The organism is Segatella maculosa OT 289 (assembly GCF_000243015.1).
GTDB classification, from domain to species: Bacteria; Bacteroidota; Bacteroidia; order Bacteroidales; family Bacteroidaceae; genus Prevotella; species Prevotella maculosa.
In genome coordinates, this window is record NZ_JH594500.1 from 47,022 (window position 1) to 69,104 (window position 22,083).

The 22,083-nt window shown below is 44.5% G+C and carries 11 protein-coding genes; all 11 read left to right on the plus strand.

Annotated features, from left to right (window positions below):
* The 11 genes from HMPREF9944_RS00145 to HMPREF9944_RS00195 all read left to right on the plus strand — a co-directional run bounded on the left by HMPREF9944_RS00145 (nucleotide 1) and on the right by HMPREF9944_RS00195 (nucleotide 22,080).
* Complete coding sequence (locus tag HMPREF9944_RS00145; protein ID WP_008563599.1) at nucleotides 1-6,135, plus strand: DEAD/DEAH box helicase; 6,135 nt, start codon at nucleotides 1-3, stop codon at nucleotides 6,133-6,135.
* A gap of 10 nt (nucleotides 6,136-6,145) precedes the next feature.
* Nucleotides 6,146-8,239: a UvrD-helicase domain-containing protein gene (locus HMPREF9944_RS00150; protein WP_008563601.1), complete on the plus strand. Its 2,094-nt coding sequence runs from the start codon at nucleotides 6,146-6,148 to the stop codon at nucleotides 8,237-8,239.
* Between the two features lies 1 nt (nucleotide 8,240).
* A complete protein-coding gene (locus tag HMPREF9944_RS00155; protein WP_008563602.1) occupies nucleotides 8,241-9,194 on the plus strand; it encodes a helix-turn-helix transcriptional regulator in 954 nt (317 codons plus the stop codon).
* Between the two features lie 77 nt (nucleotides 9,195-9,271).
* A complete protein-coding gene (locus HMPREF9944_RS00160) occupies nucleotides 9,272-12,031 on the plus strand; it encodes a PD-(D/E)XK nuclease family protein (protein WP_008563603.1) in 2,760 nt (919 codons plus the stop codon).
* A gap of 12 nt (nucleotides 12,032-12,043) precedes the next feature.
* Nucleotides 12,044-16,477: a UvrD-helicase domain-containing protein gene (locus tag HMPREF9944_RS00165; RefSeq protein ID WP_008563604.1), complete on the plus strand. Its 4,434-nt coding sequence runs from the start codon at nucleotides 12,044-12,046 to the stop codon at nucleotides 16,475-16,477.
* Nucleotides 16,478-16,479: 2 nt separating this feature from the next.
* The gene (locus HMPREF9944_RS00170) at nucleotides 16,480-16,797 is read left to right on the plus strand and encodes a hypothetical protein (protein WP_008563605.1); all 318 of its coding nucleotides are present in this window, start codon (nucleotides 16,480-16,482) and stop codon (nucleotides 16,795-16,797) included.
* Between the two features lie 305 nt (nucleotides 16,798-17,102).
* A complete protein-coding gene (gene tnpA, locus HMPREF9944_RS00175) occupies nucleotides 17,103-18,038 on the plus strand; it encodes a transposon Tn4555 protein TnpA (RefSeq protein WP_004292844.1) in 936 nt (311 codons plus the stop codon).
* A gap of 141 nt (nucleotides 18,039-18,179) precedes the next feature.
* Nucleotides 18,180-19,298, plus strand: a complete 1,119-nt coding sequence (locus HMPREF9944_RS00180) for a tyrosine-type recombinase/integrase (protein ID WP_004338318.1) — start codon at nucleotides 18,180-18,182, stop codon at nucleotides 19,296-19,298.
* Between the two features lie 247 nt (nucleotides 19,299-19,545).
* The gene (tnpC, locus tag HMPREF9944_RS00185; RefSeq protein ID WP_004339687.1) at nucleotides 19,546-20,403 is read left to right on the plus strand and encodes a transposon Tn4555 protein TnpC; all 858 of its coding nucleotides are present in this window, start codon (nucleotides 19,546-19,548) and stop codon (nucleotides 20,401-20,403) included.
* 199 nt (nucleotides 20,404-20,602) lie between these two features.
* Entirely contained in the window at nucleotides 20,603-20,977 is a 375-nt protein-coding gene (locus HMPREF9944_RS00190; protein ID WP_004338328.1) for an excisionase family DNA-binding protein, read from the plus strand.
* Nucleotides 20,978-20,982: 5 nt separating this feature from the next.
* Nucleotides 20,983-22,080: an AAA family ATPase gene (locus HMPREF9944_RS00195; RefSeq protein WP_004348225.1), complete on the plus strand. Its 1,098-nt coding sequence runs from the start codon at nucleotides 20,983-20,985 to the stop codon at nucleotides 22,078-22,080.
* Nucleotides 22,081-22,083: the final 3 nt, after the last annotated feature.

Consider the following 22,083-nt stretch of genomic DNA (forward strand, 5'->3'; position numbering starts at 1 on the left):
ATGTTACCACTCCAACAAGCACGTGAGGTACGTGATTCTATCATTGAGTATATCAAGGCAACCTTCAAGTTCAAGGAGAAGGATGTCAGCGATGCTTTCTATCGCTTTATCGAGGATAAAGATGATGGATTGTTCAAAGGGCCTTATATTTCACTGAAAACGCCCTTTGTATCAGCAACAGAGGAAGAAAGCAAGAATATTCCTTTGGATATCGCACCAAGCTTTCCTCCATATAAGCATCAGCTGCAAGCGTTCAGCCAACTGACCATGAAGAATGGACACCAGCCAGAGCCAACGTTGCTTACTACGGGAACAGGTTCGGGTAAGACTGAGTGTTTCCTTTATCCTATACTCGACTATTGCTATAACTGCAACAAGTATGAGAGACAGGTTGGCGTGAAAGTTATCATCATGTATCCGATGAATGCCCTTGCCAGTGACCAGGCAAAACGTCTTGCCGAAACCATTTGGAAAGACGAGCGTCTGAAAGGCAAGGTGACAGCCGGACTGTTTGTCGGAGAGGGTACAGATCCCAAGGATTATCCTCGTGACATGGGTGAAGACCATATCATAGAGAATCGTGATGCCATTCTTGATACGGTTCCAGATATCCTTCTGACTAACTTTAAGATGCTTGACTACGGATTGATGCGCCAGCGATTCAGCACTCTCTGGAGAGGAAATATTGATTCCGAGAATAAGAATCTTAAATTCATCGTTCTGGATGAATTGCATACATACGATGGTGCACAAGGTACTGATGTTGCTAATCTGATTCGTCGTTTGAAGCTGAAGTTGAATATGTCGAAAGGTATGCTTTGCCCGATTGGCACATCTGCAACAATCGGTAATGGCCCTGACAGCAAAAAATGTTTGTGTGAATATGCTTCTGACGTGTTCGGTGAGACATTCAAAGAAGAAGATGTGATAGAAGAACATCGCATATCCGTGGATGAGTACGTTCATGTAACAAATACAAACCTGCCTAATTCAAAACTGTTCAAAAGTTGCGAGTTTGGTTCTAATGATAGTGTTGACAGTTACATCAAACGTCTGTGCAAGGTCTGGTTGAAGAACACTTCTATTTCTCCAATAGAAGCTGGCAGTGAGCTGCGCAGTATGGGCATCGTAAAATCGTTATTGGATATTCTGAATAAGGGTATTCTCTCACTTGATGAGATACAGAAGAAACTTATCGACCAAGATGTGAGTTTCCGCAAATTGTATCTTCAAGATGGAGAGAAAACATGTATGATAGTGCTGGAAAATTTGCTGGCACTTATCGCATACGCTAAGCGTCCCCTTAATGATACCAATAAGCTTATCCCCATGCTCTATCTGCAAGTGCAGTTATGGCAACGCGAATTGAGTGGTATTTTGCGCTATTTCCAGAAGGAGCCGGAATTCACGTGGCGACATAGTTTGAATAAAGATGAAGACCGAGTGGCACTTCCCATGTATTTCTGCCGTGAATGTGGTGCGAGTGGTTGGATAACCCGCCGATTGGCTACTGACGATTGCTATTGTTCTGACATTACGACAATTAACAAGGCCTTCATGGATAGGGAGAAAGAGGTGAGGTTGTTGAATATTGAGTCTAAGAAACATGAGGCTATCGATGAATATGTCAATGAGAATGCCATTAACGTCACCCATCATGTGTGTATGAAGGACTTGCGCGAAGCAAGTGTCAGTGATAGTGATACGCTTCGTGTACGTGTGTGCAGTAGGACAACCTCGACGAGAGGTGGCAACCAACGATTTGCTTCATACTGTCCTGAATGTAATAGTGATTCAATCTGCCAGATAGGTGGACGAACATCCACTTTGTCGAGTGTGGCCATCAGTCAGGTACTGTCGAGCGACTTTGACCATGCTGATGAGAAGGAGAGAAAAATCCTGGTGTTCAACAACAGCGTGCAGGATGCTGCTCATCAGGCTGGCTTCTATGAGGCGCGGACGTTCCGTTTCTTGTTCCGTCAGTCAATGCAGCAATATATCAATACGCTGGAGCAACCTGTCAACATCGAGGAACTACAACGGGGCTTCAAAGAATATTGGAAAGCCAAGCTTTCTGAAGAAGACTATTACCATCGTTTCCTTCCTGCTGATTTGGCATCTCATATTGATTTGCGTCATAACTACCGTGAAGGAAGTGGCTTCATGCAGACGTTCAAGGGTGAGTTTGACCTGAGGGTAGACTGGGAGATTGTCAGTGAACTTGGCCTGACATCACAACTGGGTCGTACACTTGAAAAGACTGGCTCTTCCGCTACATTCTTCAAAAGCGAGGATATAGGGAAAGTCTATGATCTCATGAAGGATTATCTAATAGGGAATAATCTTGCTTATGTAGCGGAGGACGAGAGAGCTTTCCGGCATTATGTGTATGGAATTTTGCAGCGCATGAGACGGCACGGTGCTGTTGATCATCCCTATCTGGATAAGTACAGGAAAGAGAAACTTACATCATATGCCCTTAACTGGCAGTATGATTCTCGCCATTTCCTGAACAGGAAGTTTGGTGGAAGTGTACGTTTCCCCAAACTGATAGGTATCAATTTTCAGGCTACGAATGATGATATGCTTGATATAGCCGTCCTGAGACGTGAAAAACCGAATTGGTTTACGAACTATTTCTGGCGATATTTCAACTGGCCCATAGAAAAGAATACGACTTTGTTCAATGACTTCATCCGAAAGTTGTTTGAAACACTTGAAGAAGTCGGATTGGTTAACAAAGCGCCTGAAGGTGGTGGTAACTATGTCATTAATCCAGACCACATTTGGGTAAGCAAGCATGTAAAGCATATCAAGTGTAGTAACTGTCAGTCGACATTATATGTAGCCAAGCGTGATGGACTTGCAGAAGATACACTTTGTCTGGATTACAAGTGTGCTGGTACCTATTCAGAGGAAATCAATCCGGAACTGAATTACTATCAGCAAGTATACAACCGTCATTTGTCCCCCCGTGTATATGCCCGTGAACATACAGGACTTTTGGAACGAGGCGAAAGGGAGAAACTTGAAAAGGATTTCAAGGAACACCCACATTCTAATTCTGTCAATGTGTTGACCGCCACGTCAACACTTGAAATGGGTATTGATATTGGTGACCTGAACGTGATGGGTAATGCCAATGTACCACCTAAGCCCAGCAACTTCCTGCAACGTGTGGGTCGTGCTGGCCGTAAGGAGGGTTCCGCGCTAGTCCTGAACTATGCTCATTCGGGAGAACCGCACGACATGTATTATTTCAACTATCCAGATGAGATGATGGAGGGAGAGGTGAATACTCCTGGCTGTTTCCTTGAAGCAAAGGATATTTTGCGTCGCCACTTTTTTGCTTATTGCATTGACACATGGATTAGCAGTAGTTCGGAAAACACGCTTCCGTCAAGTATCAGAGACTTGAAACTAACGGAAGGTGGTATGTCGTCAGAAGGTTTTGTGGTTAATCGTATCATTGCTTTTATCAAGGCAAATAAGAACACGTTGAAATCACGGTTTACAGAGCAGTATGACGAAAAGACTCTCCCTACATTGGATAGATTGGCAGACTCGCTTGATGATGAGTCTTTCTATCAGAATATTATCAAAGAGTTCCGCTCGTTGACAGACAGGCTGTATGGACTTGGAGAAGAGTTGAACGATTACAAGCAGCAAGAAGAAAGGTTGCAACCTAATGACCCTGCAAAGGAAGCCATCAGAGACTTGATAAAGGCTTGTAAGAAGCAATACGCAAATATCCAAGGTGAGAGCCTTATAGAGTTTATGACAAACTGCGGATTGTTGCCTAACTATGCATTCCCGGAAACAGGTGTGAAACTTCAGGCCAGCGTCTATTCTTCACAAGAGAAGGAGGATAAGAAGAATAATGTGGCAGAGCCGAAGGTAATAGAACTGACACGTTCAGCCTCTCAGGGAATCAAGGAGTTGGCTCCAGGTAATAAGTTCTGTACCCAGAAGTTCCAGTTGGAAGTCAGTGGCATACCGACATTCGACTGGAAGGACAACCTCGTGACAATGAGATATTGTTCAAAATGTGATTGCCTGGCGGAAAAAGGAACACAAGAGTATTCTGAGGCAGCTTGTCCTAAGTGTGGAGATCCATCTTGGGGAGTCAATCAGCATCACTATCTCAGGTTTACCAATGCGAGAAGTGCTATGTTCAAGGTGGATGCTGTTCTCGATGATTCCAATGAGGAAAGGACAAAAGAGCAGTTTATCGTTAAAAAGCATTTTATGTTCCATCACAAAGGAATCGTTTCTTCTTTTGCCATGAAGAATATCGGTTTCGGTATAGAGTTCTGCAATAATATGGATCTCTATGAAGCCAACTATGGAATGCAGATGCAGTCGGGAACAAAAGTGGAGGTCAATAATGAGGGTGTCATTCCTGAGAATGGATTCGTTACATGCCGTTATTGCGGAAAGTCCACTCCATTACTCTCGAAGATGAACAAAGATCACCAACCTGTTGAACAGCACTATAGATTCTGTAATCACAAGGACGTTACTTTTGCGAATGACAGAAATGGAGAAGTTTTTGAGCAACTTTATCTGTATCGCCACATGCAGACAGAAGCCATCAAGATTTTGCTGCCTATCCAGATTATGGACGCAAAAGCTTCGGTAGAGATGTTTAAGTCTGGCATAGAACTAGGTATGAAAGAGTATTACCATTCCTCGCCTGAGCATATCCGTATTGATTCCTATACAGAAGTGAATCAGGCGACAGGGCAGAAAGATTATTATCTCGTAATGTATGATACCATCCCTGGCGGCACAGGTTATCTGGCAAAACTGTACAACACCCAAGATTTTTCCAAATTGCTTCAGGACGCTTATGATAATATCAAAGAATGCAAATGTCAATTGGAAGGTAAGGATGGATGCTATCACTGTATATTGACATACGGCAACCAATATAGCCGTGATGCTTTCAGCAGGGAGCAAGCAGAGGCCATGTTCGGCAAACTTGTCGATGGAGCGAATACATGGGAAAGGATTGACGGCTCGGTTGGTACTATCGCACAAGCAGGAGCAGCTGAAGACAGTGAACTGGAACTGAAATTTATCCGTGCCATGCAGACAATGGCAAAGAATAACAATTGGGAGTTCGAGAAAGTTCCTGATGATGATTCCTATCATTATGAACTTCATCTAATTGACGATAGAGATAATACAGAATTACGCTATAGTATCAGACCACAATTTGAATTGACTATGGCGTATGGTGTAAGACATATAACTATTCCTGATTTCCAGATTATGTGCACGTATGCCAAGATAGGAGGCATAGAGATAGAGGACTTGATGAAGATTCCTTGGTGGTCTGTCTACTTGGATGGTTATAAGTACCATGCTTGTGACCCGAATATGAGGTTCTACAGTGATTTGGAGAAGCGTGAGGGAATCAAGCAAGCCAAACCCCAGCGTATGTTTTCATGGACAATCACATGGGAGGATGTACAGCTCTTTGAGTCAGAAAAGGAGGATGAACTTGGCCTCAATTCTGTTTCCAGATTGGGACAGCTGTTGGAGAAAGCACAGTTGGGGGCAATCAAAGAAGATTGTTTCTGGTGCATCAATGATGTTCCGAACTTCTTCCCGAATGGAGCTGCTTTTTATGAGGGCTCTATTCAGCTGGATAATAACTGTGACGAGAACTTGACTGACACATCTTCAGATGATGAAGTGCATCAAGCTTTCAGCAACGCGGTTAAATATGAGATTCATCTACATAAGGGATTAAGGGAACTCGACAAGGACGAATGGGTTTCGTTCTGGCGGAGGTACAACCTTATCCAATTCTGGTCAGCCGGTTCCAAAGAGGAAACAGATGGGGCTGCAACTGAAGCAGTTGTTAACCGGGAAGAAATCAAAGAGCTCTATCCTGGAATGGAAGATATCGTTGATATTTTACTTGACAACAATGTACCTTTCAGCCATGAAGGTATCTTTGAACTCACTAATGTTGATAATGAGGTAATTGCGAGTGCAGCAATGATCATTGATAATCCAAAGATAGCCATTGATCCATTTGATTCCAATGATTCATCTATTTTTGAACAGAATGGCTATATGGTGATTGCCCAGGAAGACTTTAATGAAGAATTAATAAAATAACAATATAACTATGAGACTGTTCTTATCAGAAACATTCTTCGATGCAGTTTTCAAACTTCCGAAGAAGACACAAGACAAAGTGGTTGCTTTCCAAAAGAAATTCCGCGAGAACCCAGCTTCTCCAGGAATACATCTGGAACCGATTGCACAGTTCAAAAACTCTACCATGCGTACTGCTCGCGTGGATGACAACTATCGGGTTGTTATTGGTATGCTCGATGGCAACACATACTCTCTACTGTATGTAGCCGACCATGAAGAAGCATACAGATGGGGCATGAGCAAAAAGTTTGTTTGGAATGAACATACACAGGCTTGCCAGTTGGTGAATGTGGAAGAGAAGGAGGAAACCAAATCTCCTACAGCTCCCGTAGTTGAAACTTCGACTTTCTTTACTGGCGTTCCAGAAGATAAACTCCTGAAGATAGGCGTTCCACAAGAGGCGATAGGTCGAGTGATGAGCATTAAGAATCTAAATGACCTTGATGCCTTGGAGCCTATATTGCCCTTGGATGCATACGAGAACATCTTCAATATCATGGACGGAGAGAATATAGATGTCGTCATCAGTACTATAGAGGAAGGACAAGCTCATGATAATGAAGATAAGCTTCTCAGTGACAATAACAAACGGAGGTTCGTTGAAATTACTGATGATGATGCACTTCAGCGTATCATCGAGCAAGGAATGGATAAATGGCAGATATTCCTGCATCCATCTCAAAGGAAGCTTGTTGATGCTGAATATAAGGGGACGATGAAGGTCAGTGGTGGTGCCGGTACTGGTAAGACCATTGCCGCCATTCATCGTTTGAAATATCTCTGCCAAAATCCTGATGCTCACGTTCTCTTTACGACATACACGAGAACGTTAAGCGTCAATCTTGCCGATTCTATAGCAAAATTGGATGTGCCAGTACAAAAGTATAAGCTGAACAATATCGACAGCGTGTTGCTTGATGTTGTTAAGGCATATAAGATAAAGGATGGTTATAAAGTTCTGGACTATAGTGGTGATGAAGAATCTCTGAAATTATGGCGTGAAGTTCTTGAAACCGAAGTGACAGAGTTTGACGAACAGTTCCTCTATGATGAGTACATCGATGTTATTGTATATTATGGCAACAAGGATGTGAAGCAATATATGATGCAGCCGCGTGTTGGCCGTACAAGGGCGTTAAGCCGTAAGCAACGGGTTGATATTTGGAAACTTGTAGAGAAATATGTGGCTCTTAAACAGGAACGTAGGGTTGTTGACAGGCTTGAACTTTTCAATGAAGCGACCAACTATCTCAATGATAATGGTATTCATCCATATACAAACGTCATTGCGGACGAATTCCAGGACTTCTCAAATCCTGAACTTAAATTCCTTCGTGCATTAGTTGCTGAGGGTAAGAATGACCTGTTCCTTGTTGGAGACCCTATACAGCGTATTTATTCAGGACGGAAGATGAATTTCGGTGCTGCGGGTATCAATGTTAGAGGTGTGAGAAGTCGCAAACTCAAAATCAATTATCGTACTACTGAGCCTATTAGAAGGATGGCTGTTGGGGTAATTAAGGGTGTCGATTATGACGATATGGACGGAGGCAAGGAATCCACAAATGGATATGTCTCTCTCATTCACGATGGTGTCGCTCCACAATACAAGATGGTCAGTGATGCCAACGCTGAGGTGGGTCAGGTCATGGAATGGTTGGAAGAATGTCAGGCTAATGACATTAAGCTATCGGAGATTTGCATCGCAGCTCCAAGCATGCAACTCCTAAAGAATATCCAAAGCCGTCTTCACCGTGATGGCAAAGAGTATCGTGTGCTTAAAGGAGCACAGAAGCAAGGTAGTACAGACGGAATCGATCTGTGCACATTCCATTCCTTAAAGGGATTGGAATACCGTGTGATTATTTTGATAGACGTGAATGAGCGAAATATTCCTTCAAAAGTTAGAGAGGGCTATCCTTTCTCAGGCATGGATAAGGTGGCACAAAAAGAATTCTTATCAGCCAAACGCTCGTTGCTCTATGTTGCTATTACACGTGCCCGTCAGCTCGTTTTTATTACTGGCTTTGGAGAGAAATGTGAATTGATAAAAAAGGATTAGTATGACTATACCGGCAAAATTCAAAGAGTACATCTGGCTCGTGAACACCATTCGCAGAGCAAGAAGGATTACGTTCGCCGAAATCAACGAACGCTGGGTTGAAACTGATATGAGTGGAGGTGTGGAACTTGCTCGTTCTACATTCAATCGCCATAAAGATGCTATTGAGGACATTTTTGGCATCTATATTGACTGCGACCGTCAAAATGGTTACCAGTATTATATAGGTAACGACTATGTACTCAGGGAAGACAGCGTTCAGAATTGGATGTTGTCAACACTCTCTGTGAACAATATCATCAGCGAGAGTCTGTCTCTACAAGAGAGGATCCTGCTTCAACCCGTACCTTCCGAGGGAAATTATCTGAGGATGGCCATCGAAGCCATGAAGAAGGGTGTCAGGATTGAAGTAGATTACAGGAAATATGGAACAGATACCCCTAATCATTTGAACTTTGAGCCTTATTGTATCAAGATGTTCAAACAGCGTTGGTATATCTTGGGGCATTTCCACCGCGATGCAACAGAAGAAAAGCCGGAGTCTGATTACTTCGGGGTCTTTTCTTTCGACAGGATTCTGAAAATGTCTATGACGGATATTAAGTTCCAGATAGACCCAGACTTTGATGCTCAGACCTACTTTGATGAGTGCTATGGCGTTCTTGTTGGCGACGGCACGAAGCCGGAAAGAATCGTTATCAGAGCCTACGGTTACGAGAGATATTATATCAGGGATTTGCCTATTCACAAATCTCAACGGGAAATTGGACAAGGTGAGAACTTCGCCGATTTTGAACTGTTCATACGCCCGACTGTTGATTTGAGTGGCCATCTTCTAAGCCGTGGTAATCAGGTCAAAGTCTTATCACCCCAATGGCTGGCTGATGAACTCCATGACATGCACTTGGAGGCTGCGCTTATGTATGAGCCTGAGGAGGAAAATTGTCCTCAATAAGAACATTTTTCAATCTTGTCCCACGAATTGAGACAACATCAAGTTAGCTTTGCATCCAAATATGTAATTATAGCGATATGAAGATACTGTTTTCGCCTGAGTATAGCGGGCATGTTTTTATCGGTCTGAACGAGCAGCATCCAGAGCTGATGGACACAATGGTTTGTGACAACATGGGACTGGTTGCCATGTTGGAACTAAGACTTGGAATCCATGTGGATGACATATCTGGTAACAACCGCACAGTACTTTATTACAAGGCAATGTCGGAATACATGAAACGGAATCCAGACAATGCTTTGGCAGCATCCTTCAGGTTGTCCTCTCTGGGTACAGCTGAGCAAGCACTTAGATGGCGTGATAACCTTGTGCTTGACAAGTGGCAGGCCAATAAGGACGACGATGCCAGTGGTCGTCTTAATGTCCTTGCTGGTACGGAAGAGTTTTTCAACTCTCCAGGGATGTCTGACAGATTGAAGGATGTCCTATTATATATAAATAGGGTAGAGGACGGTTTCTTCAAGGATTTTGATGTTGAACTGCCTTGTGAATTAGCCATGCTCCATCCGGCTATTCGGGAATTGCTGACAGCCTTGCAAAGCCACGGAGCAAGGATTTCATCCAAAGATTTCCAAGGCTTCCGTGGAAATAATCTTTCCCATATCGCGCACATGCTTAACTCTTCGTCTGATGTCAAGCTGACCTTGAATAAGGATGACCGTTCATTCCAGATATACAAGTTTGCAGATGAAAAGACTGCCAATGAATACCTTGCCTTGAAAGGTGATGAACTACAAGCAGATGTATGGATTAACAATGCCAACAAGACAATGGATAACTGGCTCCGTATGATGGGTAAGCCTACAATGGGGAGCAGTATGGCCGAAGCTGCCCCACAGCTGATACAACTCTTTGTCCTCGGTATTGACATGTTGAAAGAACCGCTGAATATCCAAAGTTTAATCAGCTGGCTTTATTCACCCATGCAGCCCTTTGGCACATTCTTTGGAGGCATCCTTGCCGAAACTGTTATTGGCGAAGGCGGCTACAGGAATGACAAGTGTCGCAAAGTTGTTGAAGACTACATCTCTGGTAAATTCACCTATCATGACAAGGAAGAGGAGGAGAAACTCTCAGAAGAGGCGAAAGCCAAACGAGATAAAAATGAGAAGAAAGAGCGCCAACTCTTAGTCAATACTTATCTCCCTTCATTCGATGTCCCTTCTGATAACAAGATTGACTGTACTCGACTGATGACCTACCTGAACAGTATTTCTGGTTGGGCAAGGAGTCGGGCACACTTCCTTAGTGAGAAGTCAGGAAATGAAGGCTGGTGCAGCCAACTGGAAAGCCTTGCGCAAATGTGCGACACTTTTGTCCTCCTGCTTGAATCATCAGACATGGGCGAATATGTTGATTTTAAACAGGTGGAATCATGGATCAGCACGTTGTACAAAGGAGAGTCCTTCATGCAATATGCTGCACAGAGAGGTAGCAGGGAACTCATCGACAGCCCTTCTAAAATGGCTTCGGACAGCGGACGAACAGTTTGGATGAATTTTGTAGGCGGTGACGTGCCAACACTCGATTGTGCCTTCCTCTATCCTACAGAGAGAGCCAAGGTCAAGGACTCCCTTATGCTTTGGGACGAACGAAAGGAATTGGACTTTCATCATCAGATGCAACTGTTGCCATTCTTTATGACGGAAGAACAGCTGATATTAGTTGTGACTGATTATGTGGGAGGTGAACCTGTTCCCAAGCATCCCATCATGGTAAGACTGGAGAGTCAGGTTGAAAACTTGAACGACTTTATTACAGAACCGAACCTATACCAAGAGGAAACAGAAAAGGTAAAGCTCGTAAGGAACAATAATATCCAGTCGCTGATCCCATTCGATCATGCCGACTTGCTCAAATGGCCACAGCATCTTAGTCCTACTACTATCAGTACGCTTGTTGAATATCCATTTGATTACCTGATGGAGCGTATGCTCAACATCGTCAGTACTGGTCCCAGTAGCATCAAAGATGTCAAGACCACAATGGGTACTGTTGCACATGCCGTGATTGAAAATCTTTTCGCACCTCGTGATGGCAAATCATGTAGCAGGGTAGATGAGATAGAACAGCGTATTAATAACGAGTTTGAAGAGCAGGTTCGTAAGCAGATAGAATCCTGCGGCGCGATACTGTATCTGCCAGAGAACCGTTTAGATGCAGAACTGTTGAAAGAGCAGTTACGCAGATGCCTTGGCATACTCCTGGAAATAATACGTGACAACCGTCTTACCGTTACCGGTTGTGAACAAATGGTCAAGAAAGATATGGGACTATTGAAGAATGACAAGGACTGGGATATGGTGGGATATATTGATATGACACTTGAAGATGCAAATCATCATCCTGTAGTCTTTGACTTCAAGTGGACATCCTCAAAGTCCTATTACCGTGACTTGTTGACTGCCAATCGTTCAATTCAGCTAGAGCTATACCGCACCATGCTCAGTGCAGAGAAACGGGATAGTGTAGAACGTACAGCGTATTTCCTGATGCCGGAGGGTCATCTTTATAGCAAGGAACATTTTGATGGAATCCATTGCACACAACTTCAGGCAGAGAACAATACCAATATAGTTGAACAGCTCAGGCAATCATTCTTCTATCGGAAAAAACAGCTGGATGAGGGCAGAGTGGAGGTAGGCGAAGCCTTCCCTGTGTCGATGCTCGATTATTTCAATGACACGGCTGATAAAAACCTTTTCCCGTTGAGCACGGATGATACGGGAGCCGAAAAAGAGAATATCTTCAGCAACTACAAACTTTTCAAACAGTAAGGAGGCCATAAGATGAAGAATGTAACATATATCAACGCCAGTGCCGGTAGTGGCAAGACCTATACACTTACCCATAAACTGGCAGAACTCATCAAGTCAGGTCTTGTCAGACCAGAACAGGTGATTATGACCACGTTCACCGTGAAGGCCGCCAACGAAATGAAGGAGGAAGCCAAGAAGGTCCTTTATGAGAACGGACTCTTCGAGGCTGCCACTCAGCTTGAGCAGGCAATGATTGGCACTATCCATAGCGTTGCGAGCTCGCTCATCAAGAAATACTGGTTCTTTCTCGGACTTTCGCCAGATATGGGTGTTATGGCAGAGGAAGATACGCAGTTCTATATTTCACAGTCATTGTCAGAACTTCCTACACATGAGGAACTGAACCAGCTTCATGCATTCTGTGAAAGTGTTGGAATCCAATATGGATATTTCTCTGGGAAGAATGGGCTAAACTATGATTTCTGGAAAAGTGACATAGAAAAGGTCATCGCACTTACCACCAACTATGAAATAGAGAGTTATGATAAGAGCGTGAGGGAATCTTTGGATTTTGTCCACGGTTTTGTGCATCCTCCCATTAAGCTTGACTATTCTCCGGAAACCCTTTTGGCCATACTCGATGAGCATGTGTCGTTTGCTGGAACCCAACGTGAGAGCAAGAAGAAACAAGATGTTTTAACTGAAGTCCGCAGACTAAAGCGTGGTGTCAATGCACCAACTATCTCATGGTACAAGCGCTTGTCATCCGTGCTTAACTCATGGACGAAATGTGGCGCACGGGGTACCCAGATGCGCGAAGAACTTGCTGAGTTGTGGCATTCTGAATTGGTGTATAAAAAGCAGGAACGATACATTCTATTGTTGTTCCAGCTTGCAGAACGTTGGAAAGAACGCTTCCGCACATTCAAGAAAGAGAGGAATCTCCTGGACTATAATGACATGGAGAAATATCTTCGTGACCTTTTGGCCAATAAAGAATTGGCAGAGGAGATTCGGATGGGCTATCGTTATCTTTTCGTAGATGAATACCAGGACTGCTCTCCCATACAAGTGAAGATATTCGACCGACTTTCAGAATTGATGGTGCACAGTTACTGGGTAGGAGACTATAAGCAGGCCATCTATGGATTCCGTGGCAGTGACATTACCTTGACAAAGGCGGTGGTTGACAGGATCGCCACCGGGGAGAATGGCTGTGATACCGAGACTCTTGATACATCTTACCGTTCGCTCCCAGGTATAGTAGAGGTTTGTAATGAGACGTTCAAACGTACCTTTAAGGGCGTTTTGGATGAAAGAGCTATAGTCTTGAAGACGCATCGTACCAATGACGAAAAGATACGTTCTGTACGACTTTGGGATATGGAAGACCCGGAGAGTGTCGGAATTGCCGATCACATCGCTTATCTGCTGAAACAGGGAGTGACCCCTTCGGATATTGCTGTCTTGGGTAGGACAAATGCTCCGTTGGATGCTTTGGCCGGTATTTTAACTGGAACATACGGAATACCTGCCAACAGGCAAGAAGTCAGAGTGTCTGAAATAAAATGTACGCCATTGGTGTTAGCCTTACTTGCTCTTGTAGAGAGTGAGAAAGATTCTTTGGCCAAGGCCCAAATAGCCGTGTTGACAGAAGAAGGTTATGGCACTAGTAAAATCATTGAGGAGAAACTAGTTCTCGATGCAAACGAAGAAATCAAGGAGTCGTCTTATTTGAATGATGTTCCTCTGGTTAAGAGGCTGTTGGAACTCCGGCCTATGTTAAAACAGCAGTCAGTGGGCGCTCTCATTGAGACGATGGTTATTGAACTTGACTTGTATAACGAAATAAAGAAAATAGGTCAGGTCGATGAGTCCGTTTCCTGCCTCGACACCATCGTTCAGTCTGGATATGCTTATGAGCAGCATTGCTTGCAAATGAGCCTCCCAGCCACTGTGAAGGGATTGGTGGACTACCTTGCGGTGATGGATCCTGTCGGCAAAGGTAATGCAAATGGCATACAACTGCATACTTATCATTCCAGCAAAGGTCTGGAATGGAAATATGTCATCCTCACTCAGCTCTATGAGAAGAAGAACGACCCAAAGAAATGTGTCAAGCAGGACATCTACGGCATCCATTTCAGTTATTCGGAACAGCCTTCTGCATCGACACCATACCCAGAAGTCTTCATACGTGTCATTCCGTTCATATTTGGAGCAGGAAATACCAATGTACCTGCGGACATCCAGCAACAGATAGAAGAAAGTTCCCTGTATAAAGAGGTCATCAAGGATTCATTGGCTGAAGCCAACCGCCTGCTGTATGTTGGTATGACCCGCCCACGAGATGTGCTGATAGTTGCTTTGGAACCTCATAAAAAGGATGTTCATACTCTGCAATGGCTGGAAGATGTCGGTTTGGATTGTGTCCGGCCTGATGCGCAGCATGATATCTTTGGTGTGGGTTGCCGTTTCGAAGATGACACCATGACACAAGATCAGTTTGATAGTCTGTCGGGCTATCGCTATCTGGCAGAAAATGAGAATATGAAGACAAGACGTATTCCATATCATCAAGAACCATGCGATGAAGGTGTAAAATATCTCTCACCAAGTAAATTGCATGTGAGAGGTATGGTAGATGCGTCCTATCAGATATGTGAGCATATGCAACAGGGAACGCTTGTCGGAAAGACAATGGCCGATGTGGGTAACTGCATCCACCAGATTTTCTGCGGCATTGAACAGCATATAGACAGTGAGAGCTATTATACCAATCTTATCGAGAGCTATGGTCTGAAGACCTATTTGACTGACTATGCTGCTATTCGAAAAGCATGGGAAATGCTTGTCAAATGGCTGACGGAGCAATTTGGTGCTGCCATTAATATCTATCATGAACGTCCGTTCACACTGTTAAAGGATGGCAACGTCTATTCTGGCAGCATCGACCTTGTTTGGCAGACTTCAGACGGTGACATCCTGATCGATTTCAAAACTTGTCCGTTGGGGCAGAAGTATATCCTTGATAGTGACTCAGACCATTATGCCGGTTGGTATGCTGGACAACTTGACGCATATACCGACGCATTGGAGGAAGCTGGGGAGAAAGTGCTTAAACGCTTCATCTATTATCCCGTCAGCGGTATGATGTGCGAGATAGGCAGGGCTTTGAAAGCGCCAGAGATGACGATGTATGCCAATGTTTATTGCTTTGATGCCAGTGACAGCTTTGACATCAACAAGATGATAGAGAATGCCGCCAAAGTGCTTGATGCGGCTATCATGTGTGCTGAAATAGATCCCGATGATGAAGAAATACAGCGAACGACTATGTATATCAAAGGCGGTTCTACACAGGGTATAGAAACTATTCTCTTGAAGACGGGGTTGTTTACAATCAACCTTCCATACCTTGCCTCCAGAACAGATGTTGCACTGGCTTTCACCTTGATGCGAGAAGCCCGGAAGCTGCGGCCTGAACTGGTCATCTACGACGGCGATGATAAGACTTTTGCAGACCTTTCAGAAGAAAACGAATTGGACACTTATTATTATCGTCTTGATAATATGGCCAATATCATTGAGAAGCAAGATGCCCATATCGGAGTAAATGGCCTTGTACATGAGTTCCATATCTTCCCAGAATACATCAAGGCACAAATGCCAGATGCAAGTCCACAAGAATGGACATACAAGGCATTTGAAGACTTCATCGACATTCAGTGGAATTACGGTGACTATGAGAACTTCAGTCGAGCGACAGTAGGTAGCCCGGATGGGGAAGAATTCGTTGCCCGCATATTGGGAAACAACAAGGGCTTTGCGTGTGTATGCCAGAAAGTTATTCTCTATAATGAGAAGGAAACAAAGATAGTCCCAATAGATGATTTCTTTGCCGCCACAAAGGACAATAAGTTCATCAAACGTCTGGACTATGCCCAGTTCGTTATCGACAAGATGCCGGATAAGGTGTGGCAAGATTTCTATGATTCATTTGATGTAGAGCCTATACGCTCACCCAAAACGTATCTTTTACGTTGGAATCCAACAATCAGCAGCTTCAATCTGGATGACTACCGTGATGTCCTGTCAAAATACCCTGGCGGATTCAGTGGCATGAACTGGAGCGTCTATGAGTGGGAGAAAGCCCATAAGGGCGACCACTATTATATGCTCAGGACAGGTGATGATAAGGCTGGCATTGTATTCCGTGGCGTCTTCACCAGTGACCCATATCCAGGTGAAGACTGGGCTGGGAATGGGAAAAAAAGGTATTACATGGACATGGACTGCTATGACTGTGTGCCGACAGATGAGCAATCTGCCATAGGTATTGAAGAACTTGAAAAAGCCGTACCAGGTATTGATTGGCGACGTGGCCACTCTGGAGAGCTTCTTTCAAGTGAGGATGCGGATAGGTTAAATGAATTGTGGAACAATATAATGGAACAGGATTAGTCATGAATAAGATTATTAAGTTACATTGGAATAACTATTTGAATAGTGATTCAGGAAAAGAAGTGGTAGCTGCGTTTGATAAGCTAACAGACCCTAATGCTACCATGGAAGAATTATTGCAGTTAGCTTCCAGGTTTGATCCTGAGTTCTTCAGAAATACAAGTACAAATGAAAGAAATCAGGAACTCGGGTTCCTTGATTTCTTTAATAATGAGATTCAGAATATACGTTTAGAGATTGATAAACTTGAACAAGAAGGTTCTATCCTTGTATTTATAACCATAGAACAACCAAAACTAATCAGAAATATCCGAGTGTAAATCTTTAATTACCAGCATATTCTAAAATTTAACACTTTTCGGTTGCCATTTGTCGCTTCCCAAATTTCCACATATTTTTGAGACGTATTTCTGACGTGGAGAATTTGCGGGGCTTGTTTTTTGTCACACCGTGCAGACAGTTGACAAGGGTTTACAACCGTTTACGACAAGCGACAATAACCGCCCCGATATGCGGAAACAGTCACACTGTGTAGAAAAGCGACAATGGTTGACTTCCGTTCACATCCGTTTACCATTTCAGAGATATAGGATTGAAGAAATGAACCATTAAACGATAAAACGGTATGAAAGCAACCAGAAAATGCAGTTTTTGCGGCAAGTCCTTTGTAACCCGAAGCGGTATGCAAAGATATTGCAGTGAGGCTTGTCAGGCAGAAGCCAAACGAGCCAGAGTGATGCAGAAGAACAACCTCTTCAAAGTCGCCCAACCCTTGATGGAGATACAGCATCAGGAGTATCTCACCTTTTCCAAAGCAGCCATCCTCATGGGCTGTTCCCGACAGTACATTTACAAACTTGTAGCCATCGGCAAGCTGAAAGCCTCACGCATCAGCAACCGCATGGCATTCATCCGCAGAGCCGACATCGAGCAGATGTTGGAGGGCAATCCCTATCACCGCATCCTGCCCGGCAACACCTCCACACCAAGGAAATCATCTTCATCTTCCTTACCTGCCAAAAGAGAAAAAAGGGAAAAGGAAAGCGAAGAAGTGTTGGACTTCTATTCGGGCGAGGAGGTGATGTCCCTTTTTAAGGTAAAGCAGTCATGGCTTTACACTTCCGCCAAGCGTAACCATATCCCCATCTGCCGTATCGCAGGAAAGAACTATTACAGCAAGAAGCATATTGACGAGTTTTTCGGTGTGGCAGTTGATATTAGCGAAATTACCGACTGGCTACTGACCGAGGAGGTGGAGGAACTGTTCGGCATGAAGCCGACCGCACTCCGTGCCTACACCTATCGCCATAAGATACCCACTAAAAGAGAGTACGGGCGTACCTATTACTCCAAATCACATTTGAACGAACTCCGCAGAACTGACCTTGTGAACGATGAACGCTACTATACCGTTGAGCAGGTGCAGCAAATCTATGGTCTTTCGTCAGCCAACATCTGCCATATCGTCAAGGTGAAGCACATCGAAAAGATAAAGGTGGGTGTGAAAAACCTGCTTTTGCGCTCAGATGTGGAGCGTGTCATGGCTGAAAGGAACAAATAACCGTGAAAAATCGGGATTATCGAAAATTATTTCAAAATGATGTATCGTGGAGGTATTCACGGATATTTCACGTTGTTCCTTTGCCATCGGAAACATGGATACAACTCCAAAATGTATACAACCAATTAAAACATAATTATTATGAGTAAATGCAAAACAGTTACCTTGCGTAAGCGCAAGATTAAGAACGGGACACAGTATTCACTATGCCTTGACTACTATCCCGGCTACCGTGACAATGTCACCATGAGAGTGATTACACGTGAAGCCTTAGGAATTTACATCTTCGCCAAACCTGCAAACCAGCAGGAACGGGACTTCAACGCACGCATGATGAAGAAAGCGGTCATCCTGCGCAACCAGCGCTACGAAGCCATTTTCAATGAAAACAACGGCTTTTTTGACAAGACCAAGATGAAGGGCGATTTCCTTGCCTATTTCAAAGGACTGGCTGACCGCAAGAATATCAAGTGGCAGCACGTATACAAGCATTTCCAGCGGTTCGTGAACGGCAAATGCACCTTTGAGGAGGTGGATGTGGATTTGTGCCGCAAGTTCATGGAATACCTGCTTGATGCACCCCAATCCATCCACACCAACCAAAAGCTGCACATCAACTCCGCAGCAGGCTATTGGTCAACTTTCCGTGCCGTGCTGCACACCGCTTACCGTGACAGGAAGATAAAGGAGAACCCAAACGGCTTCTTAGACCGCATCGAGTGCATTCCCACCATCAGGGAGCATTTGAGCCAAGAGGAACTGATACGGCTTGCCGAAACACCCTGTGAGGAGGAGGTCTTGAAAAAAGCTTTTCTTTTCGCCTGTCTTACGGGACTGAGAAAGAGCGACATCAGACAGCTCACGTGGCAGCAGATACAACCATACACCAACGGCAGGATGTTCGTTACCACCCGTATGCAGAAAACCAAAGAAATAGTGCATAACCCCATCAGTGATGAAGCCTATGGACTGCTGGGAGAACGGGGCGAGGGACTTATCTTTGAGGATTTCAAGGACAAGATGCTGCAAGGACCACTCCAACGGTGGCTCACGGCAGCAGGGATAACCAAGAAAATCACCTTTCACTGTACCCGCCACAGCTTCGGAAGCCTGCACGTGGAAATGGGAACGGACATGGCTGTCATCCAAGCCTATCTCGGACATAAGAACATTACCACCACACAAATCTATTCCAAGATAGCAGCGCAGCAGATGTGTCAGGTGGTGGACAAGATAACCTTGAAGCGCAAGGAGGCATAAATGTCTCACATTGACAGGTATTCAGAGGGGCGGTTATGGCTACAAGGCTATAATCGCCCCTCTATGTTTTTGGCTTGATGCCACCATTTATAAGCCCCTCAGAGTATGAAACAGAGTATGATATGATGACATTTCGTGAAATACATTGAAAAAGACCGTTCTAACCGCAAATAACGGGCAGTAATTGGGAAAAATAGCATTAACTTTGCACAAAATAATACAGGAACATTCAATCTCTCAACGAAATATGGAATCATCAATCAAGGACAAATACATCATCTTGGGCTTTGTCGGCTTCGCCATCGTCCTAATATCTTCCATTGCCACGCTGGTAATAGCGGACAGCTTCAACCAAGACAACTTTGTCAGGTGGATAGTATTCGTATGCTGTAACCTGTTGGGATGGTTGCTCTATCTCTCCTTTCAGACACTTATCTTTGATACATACGAAATCTACAAAATCAAGTTCGGCAAGAAAGAAACGATTGCCGAAGCCATAGAGGTGCAGGAAGAACTGTCACAAAATACACTTGAAGAAGCCACATCTGTGCCTGGACCTACATCAGTCCCTGAGCCTGTACCCGAATCATCCCCGACAAAAGAAGAGACACTTATCCAAACACAACCGATAGAGCTTACTATCGCCCCGGATCTTCACGAAAAGAACCGTGCCAATTACGCAAGCAGAGAGCAACGGGAAAAGGAAGAGCGCATCCGCATGGTCATGGAGTATTGCCATTATTACCTGCCTCGCATTGCCGACCAAGAAACCGTGAACCACATCTGTACTGAGGTGGACAAATGGATGAATCTTAACACTTATACCCCGAAGCCCATACAAAGACCGTTTACCAAAGACATCAACAACATTCCACTCCGTCACTTCGTATGGAATATCTCTGAGCGTTTCCTGTACAAGAGATACTACAATGGGGATAACCGTGCCAAGTTCATCAAAGCCCTTTTCCCGAAATCGTTTGCTGATACAGACTTATCAACCATCAAGAATTTCAAGGTAGAGCCGTTAAAGACGGAAATTCCCATTGATGAACCCGAAAACGGCAAACTTGATTTCCACTATCCCGAGGATTATGTGCGGAATTAGGATAATCACGACACCAACGACAACCATCCGGTAACTCATAACCGCCTGTTTTACATCGTTTCCCGAGTAATTTTACCCGTCATTTATGGCTGGGCTTAATTATTCGGGAATTATTTTGCAATGACGTGTCGTGGAGATATTCACGGATATATCATTTCAGTCCTTTGCGCCAAGTCTTACAAAAGAGACGAGTACGCGAATGGAAAAATCAATTCTTACCTTCAACGACCTCCCCGAGGTTGTCGCTCAGCTTCGAGACGAAGTGATGAGCCTGAAAAGCCTGCTCGCCGAGCAGCGCAGTGTGAACAATGCCAAAACGGTGGACACCCACGTGCCCATGTCTGTGGACGAGGCAGCAGAGTATTTAGGTATCCCTAAGGGTACGCTCTACATGAAACTGTCAGAAGGGACAATCCCTGCCACCAAGCCCGGCAAACGCTATTGCCTTTACCGTGACGAACTGGACAAGTGGCTGGAAACCGCCCGAAAGAATCCCATACCGTTGTCAGACGAGGAACTGAACAAGTCCTTATCCTCTTCCCACCGTCGCAAGCCCAACCCACGTAACTGGTGAATGATATGGAAGAGGATAAGAACTATATCAACCTGATACGTGGCGACCTCACAAAAGCATCCCAAGCGCATAACGGTATGCCCGACAGTGTAGGCATGATGAATATCAAGACGGCAAACCAAACCATTCTTGAAGCATCGTTATTGCCTACGCCCCGTGCGCTGTGGGACAGCTTTTGGTACGAGGGGGAACTCTCCTGCTTGTTTGCCGATTCCAACGTGGGCAAGTCCATCCTTGCCGTGCAGATAGCCGACCGCATCGCCCGAACCGACAATGTGCTGTATCTGGACTTTGAACTGTCCGAAAAGCAGTTCCAGCTCCGCTATACCAACGAGCATGGAGAGCTCTACACCTTTCCCGACAAACTCTATCGGGTGTCTATTGACTGCAACCAGCTTTTGGATGCCAACTTTGAGGAAGCTATCATAGGCGGCATTGAACAGATGGCTGTGCAGACCGACTGCAAGATTTTCATCATTGACAATCTTACCTACCTGTGTTGCGCCATGGAGAAAGGCGATGCCGCAGGACGGCTGATGATTCAGCTGAACAATCTCAAAAAGAGATATGCGCTCTCTATCCTTGTCCTAGCACATACGCCCAAACGCTCTTTGGATTGTCCCATCACATCCAACGACCTTGCCGGAAGCAAACGGCTCTACAATTTCTTTGACAGCGTGTTCACCATTGGAAAAAGTGCCCAAGACGGAGGGCTTCGCTATGTGAAGCAGCTTAAAGTGCGCTATGGCACGTTCTCTCATGATGCGGATAATGTAATCGTTTACGAGATTGACAAGGTGGATGCTTTCTTGCAGTTCGTGTTCAGGGGCTATTCCACGGAAAAGGAACACTTGAAAAAATTGGGCGACAATGAATCAAGCCAAAGGGATTGCCAAATTCTGCAACTCTCCCAATCGGGCAAGTCCGTCAGGGAGATAGCCTCACAGGTGAATTGTGGCAAGTCCACCGTAAACCGTATCATCCAGCGCAGCAAAGAGAGTAAAAACGCAGGTGTCCCAAGTGTCCCACTGTCCCAACCCTTAGAGTGTGGGACAATGGGACAGGATGGGACAGCCGACAATCAACCATCAAAAACGGACTAAGCT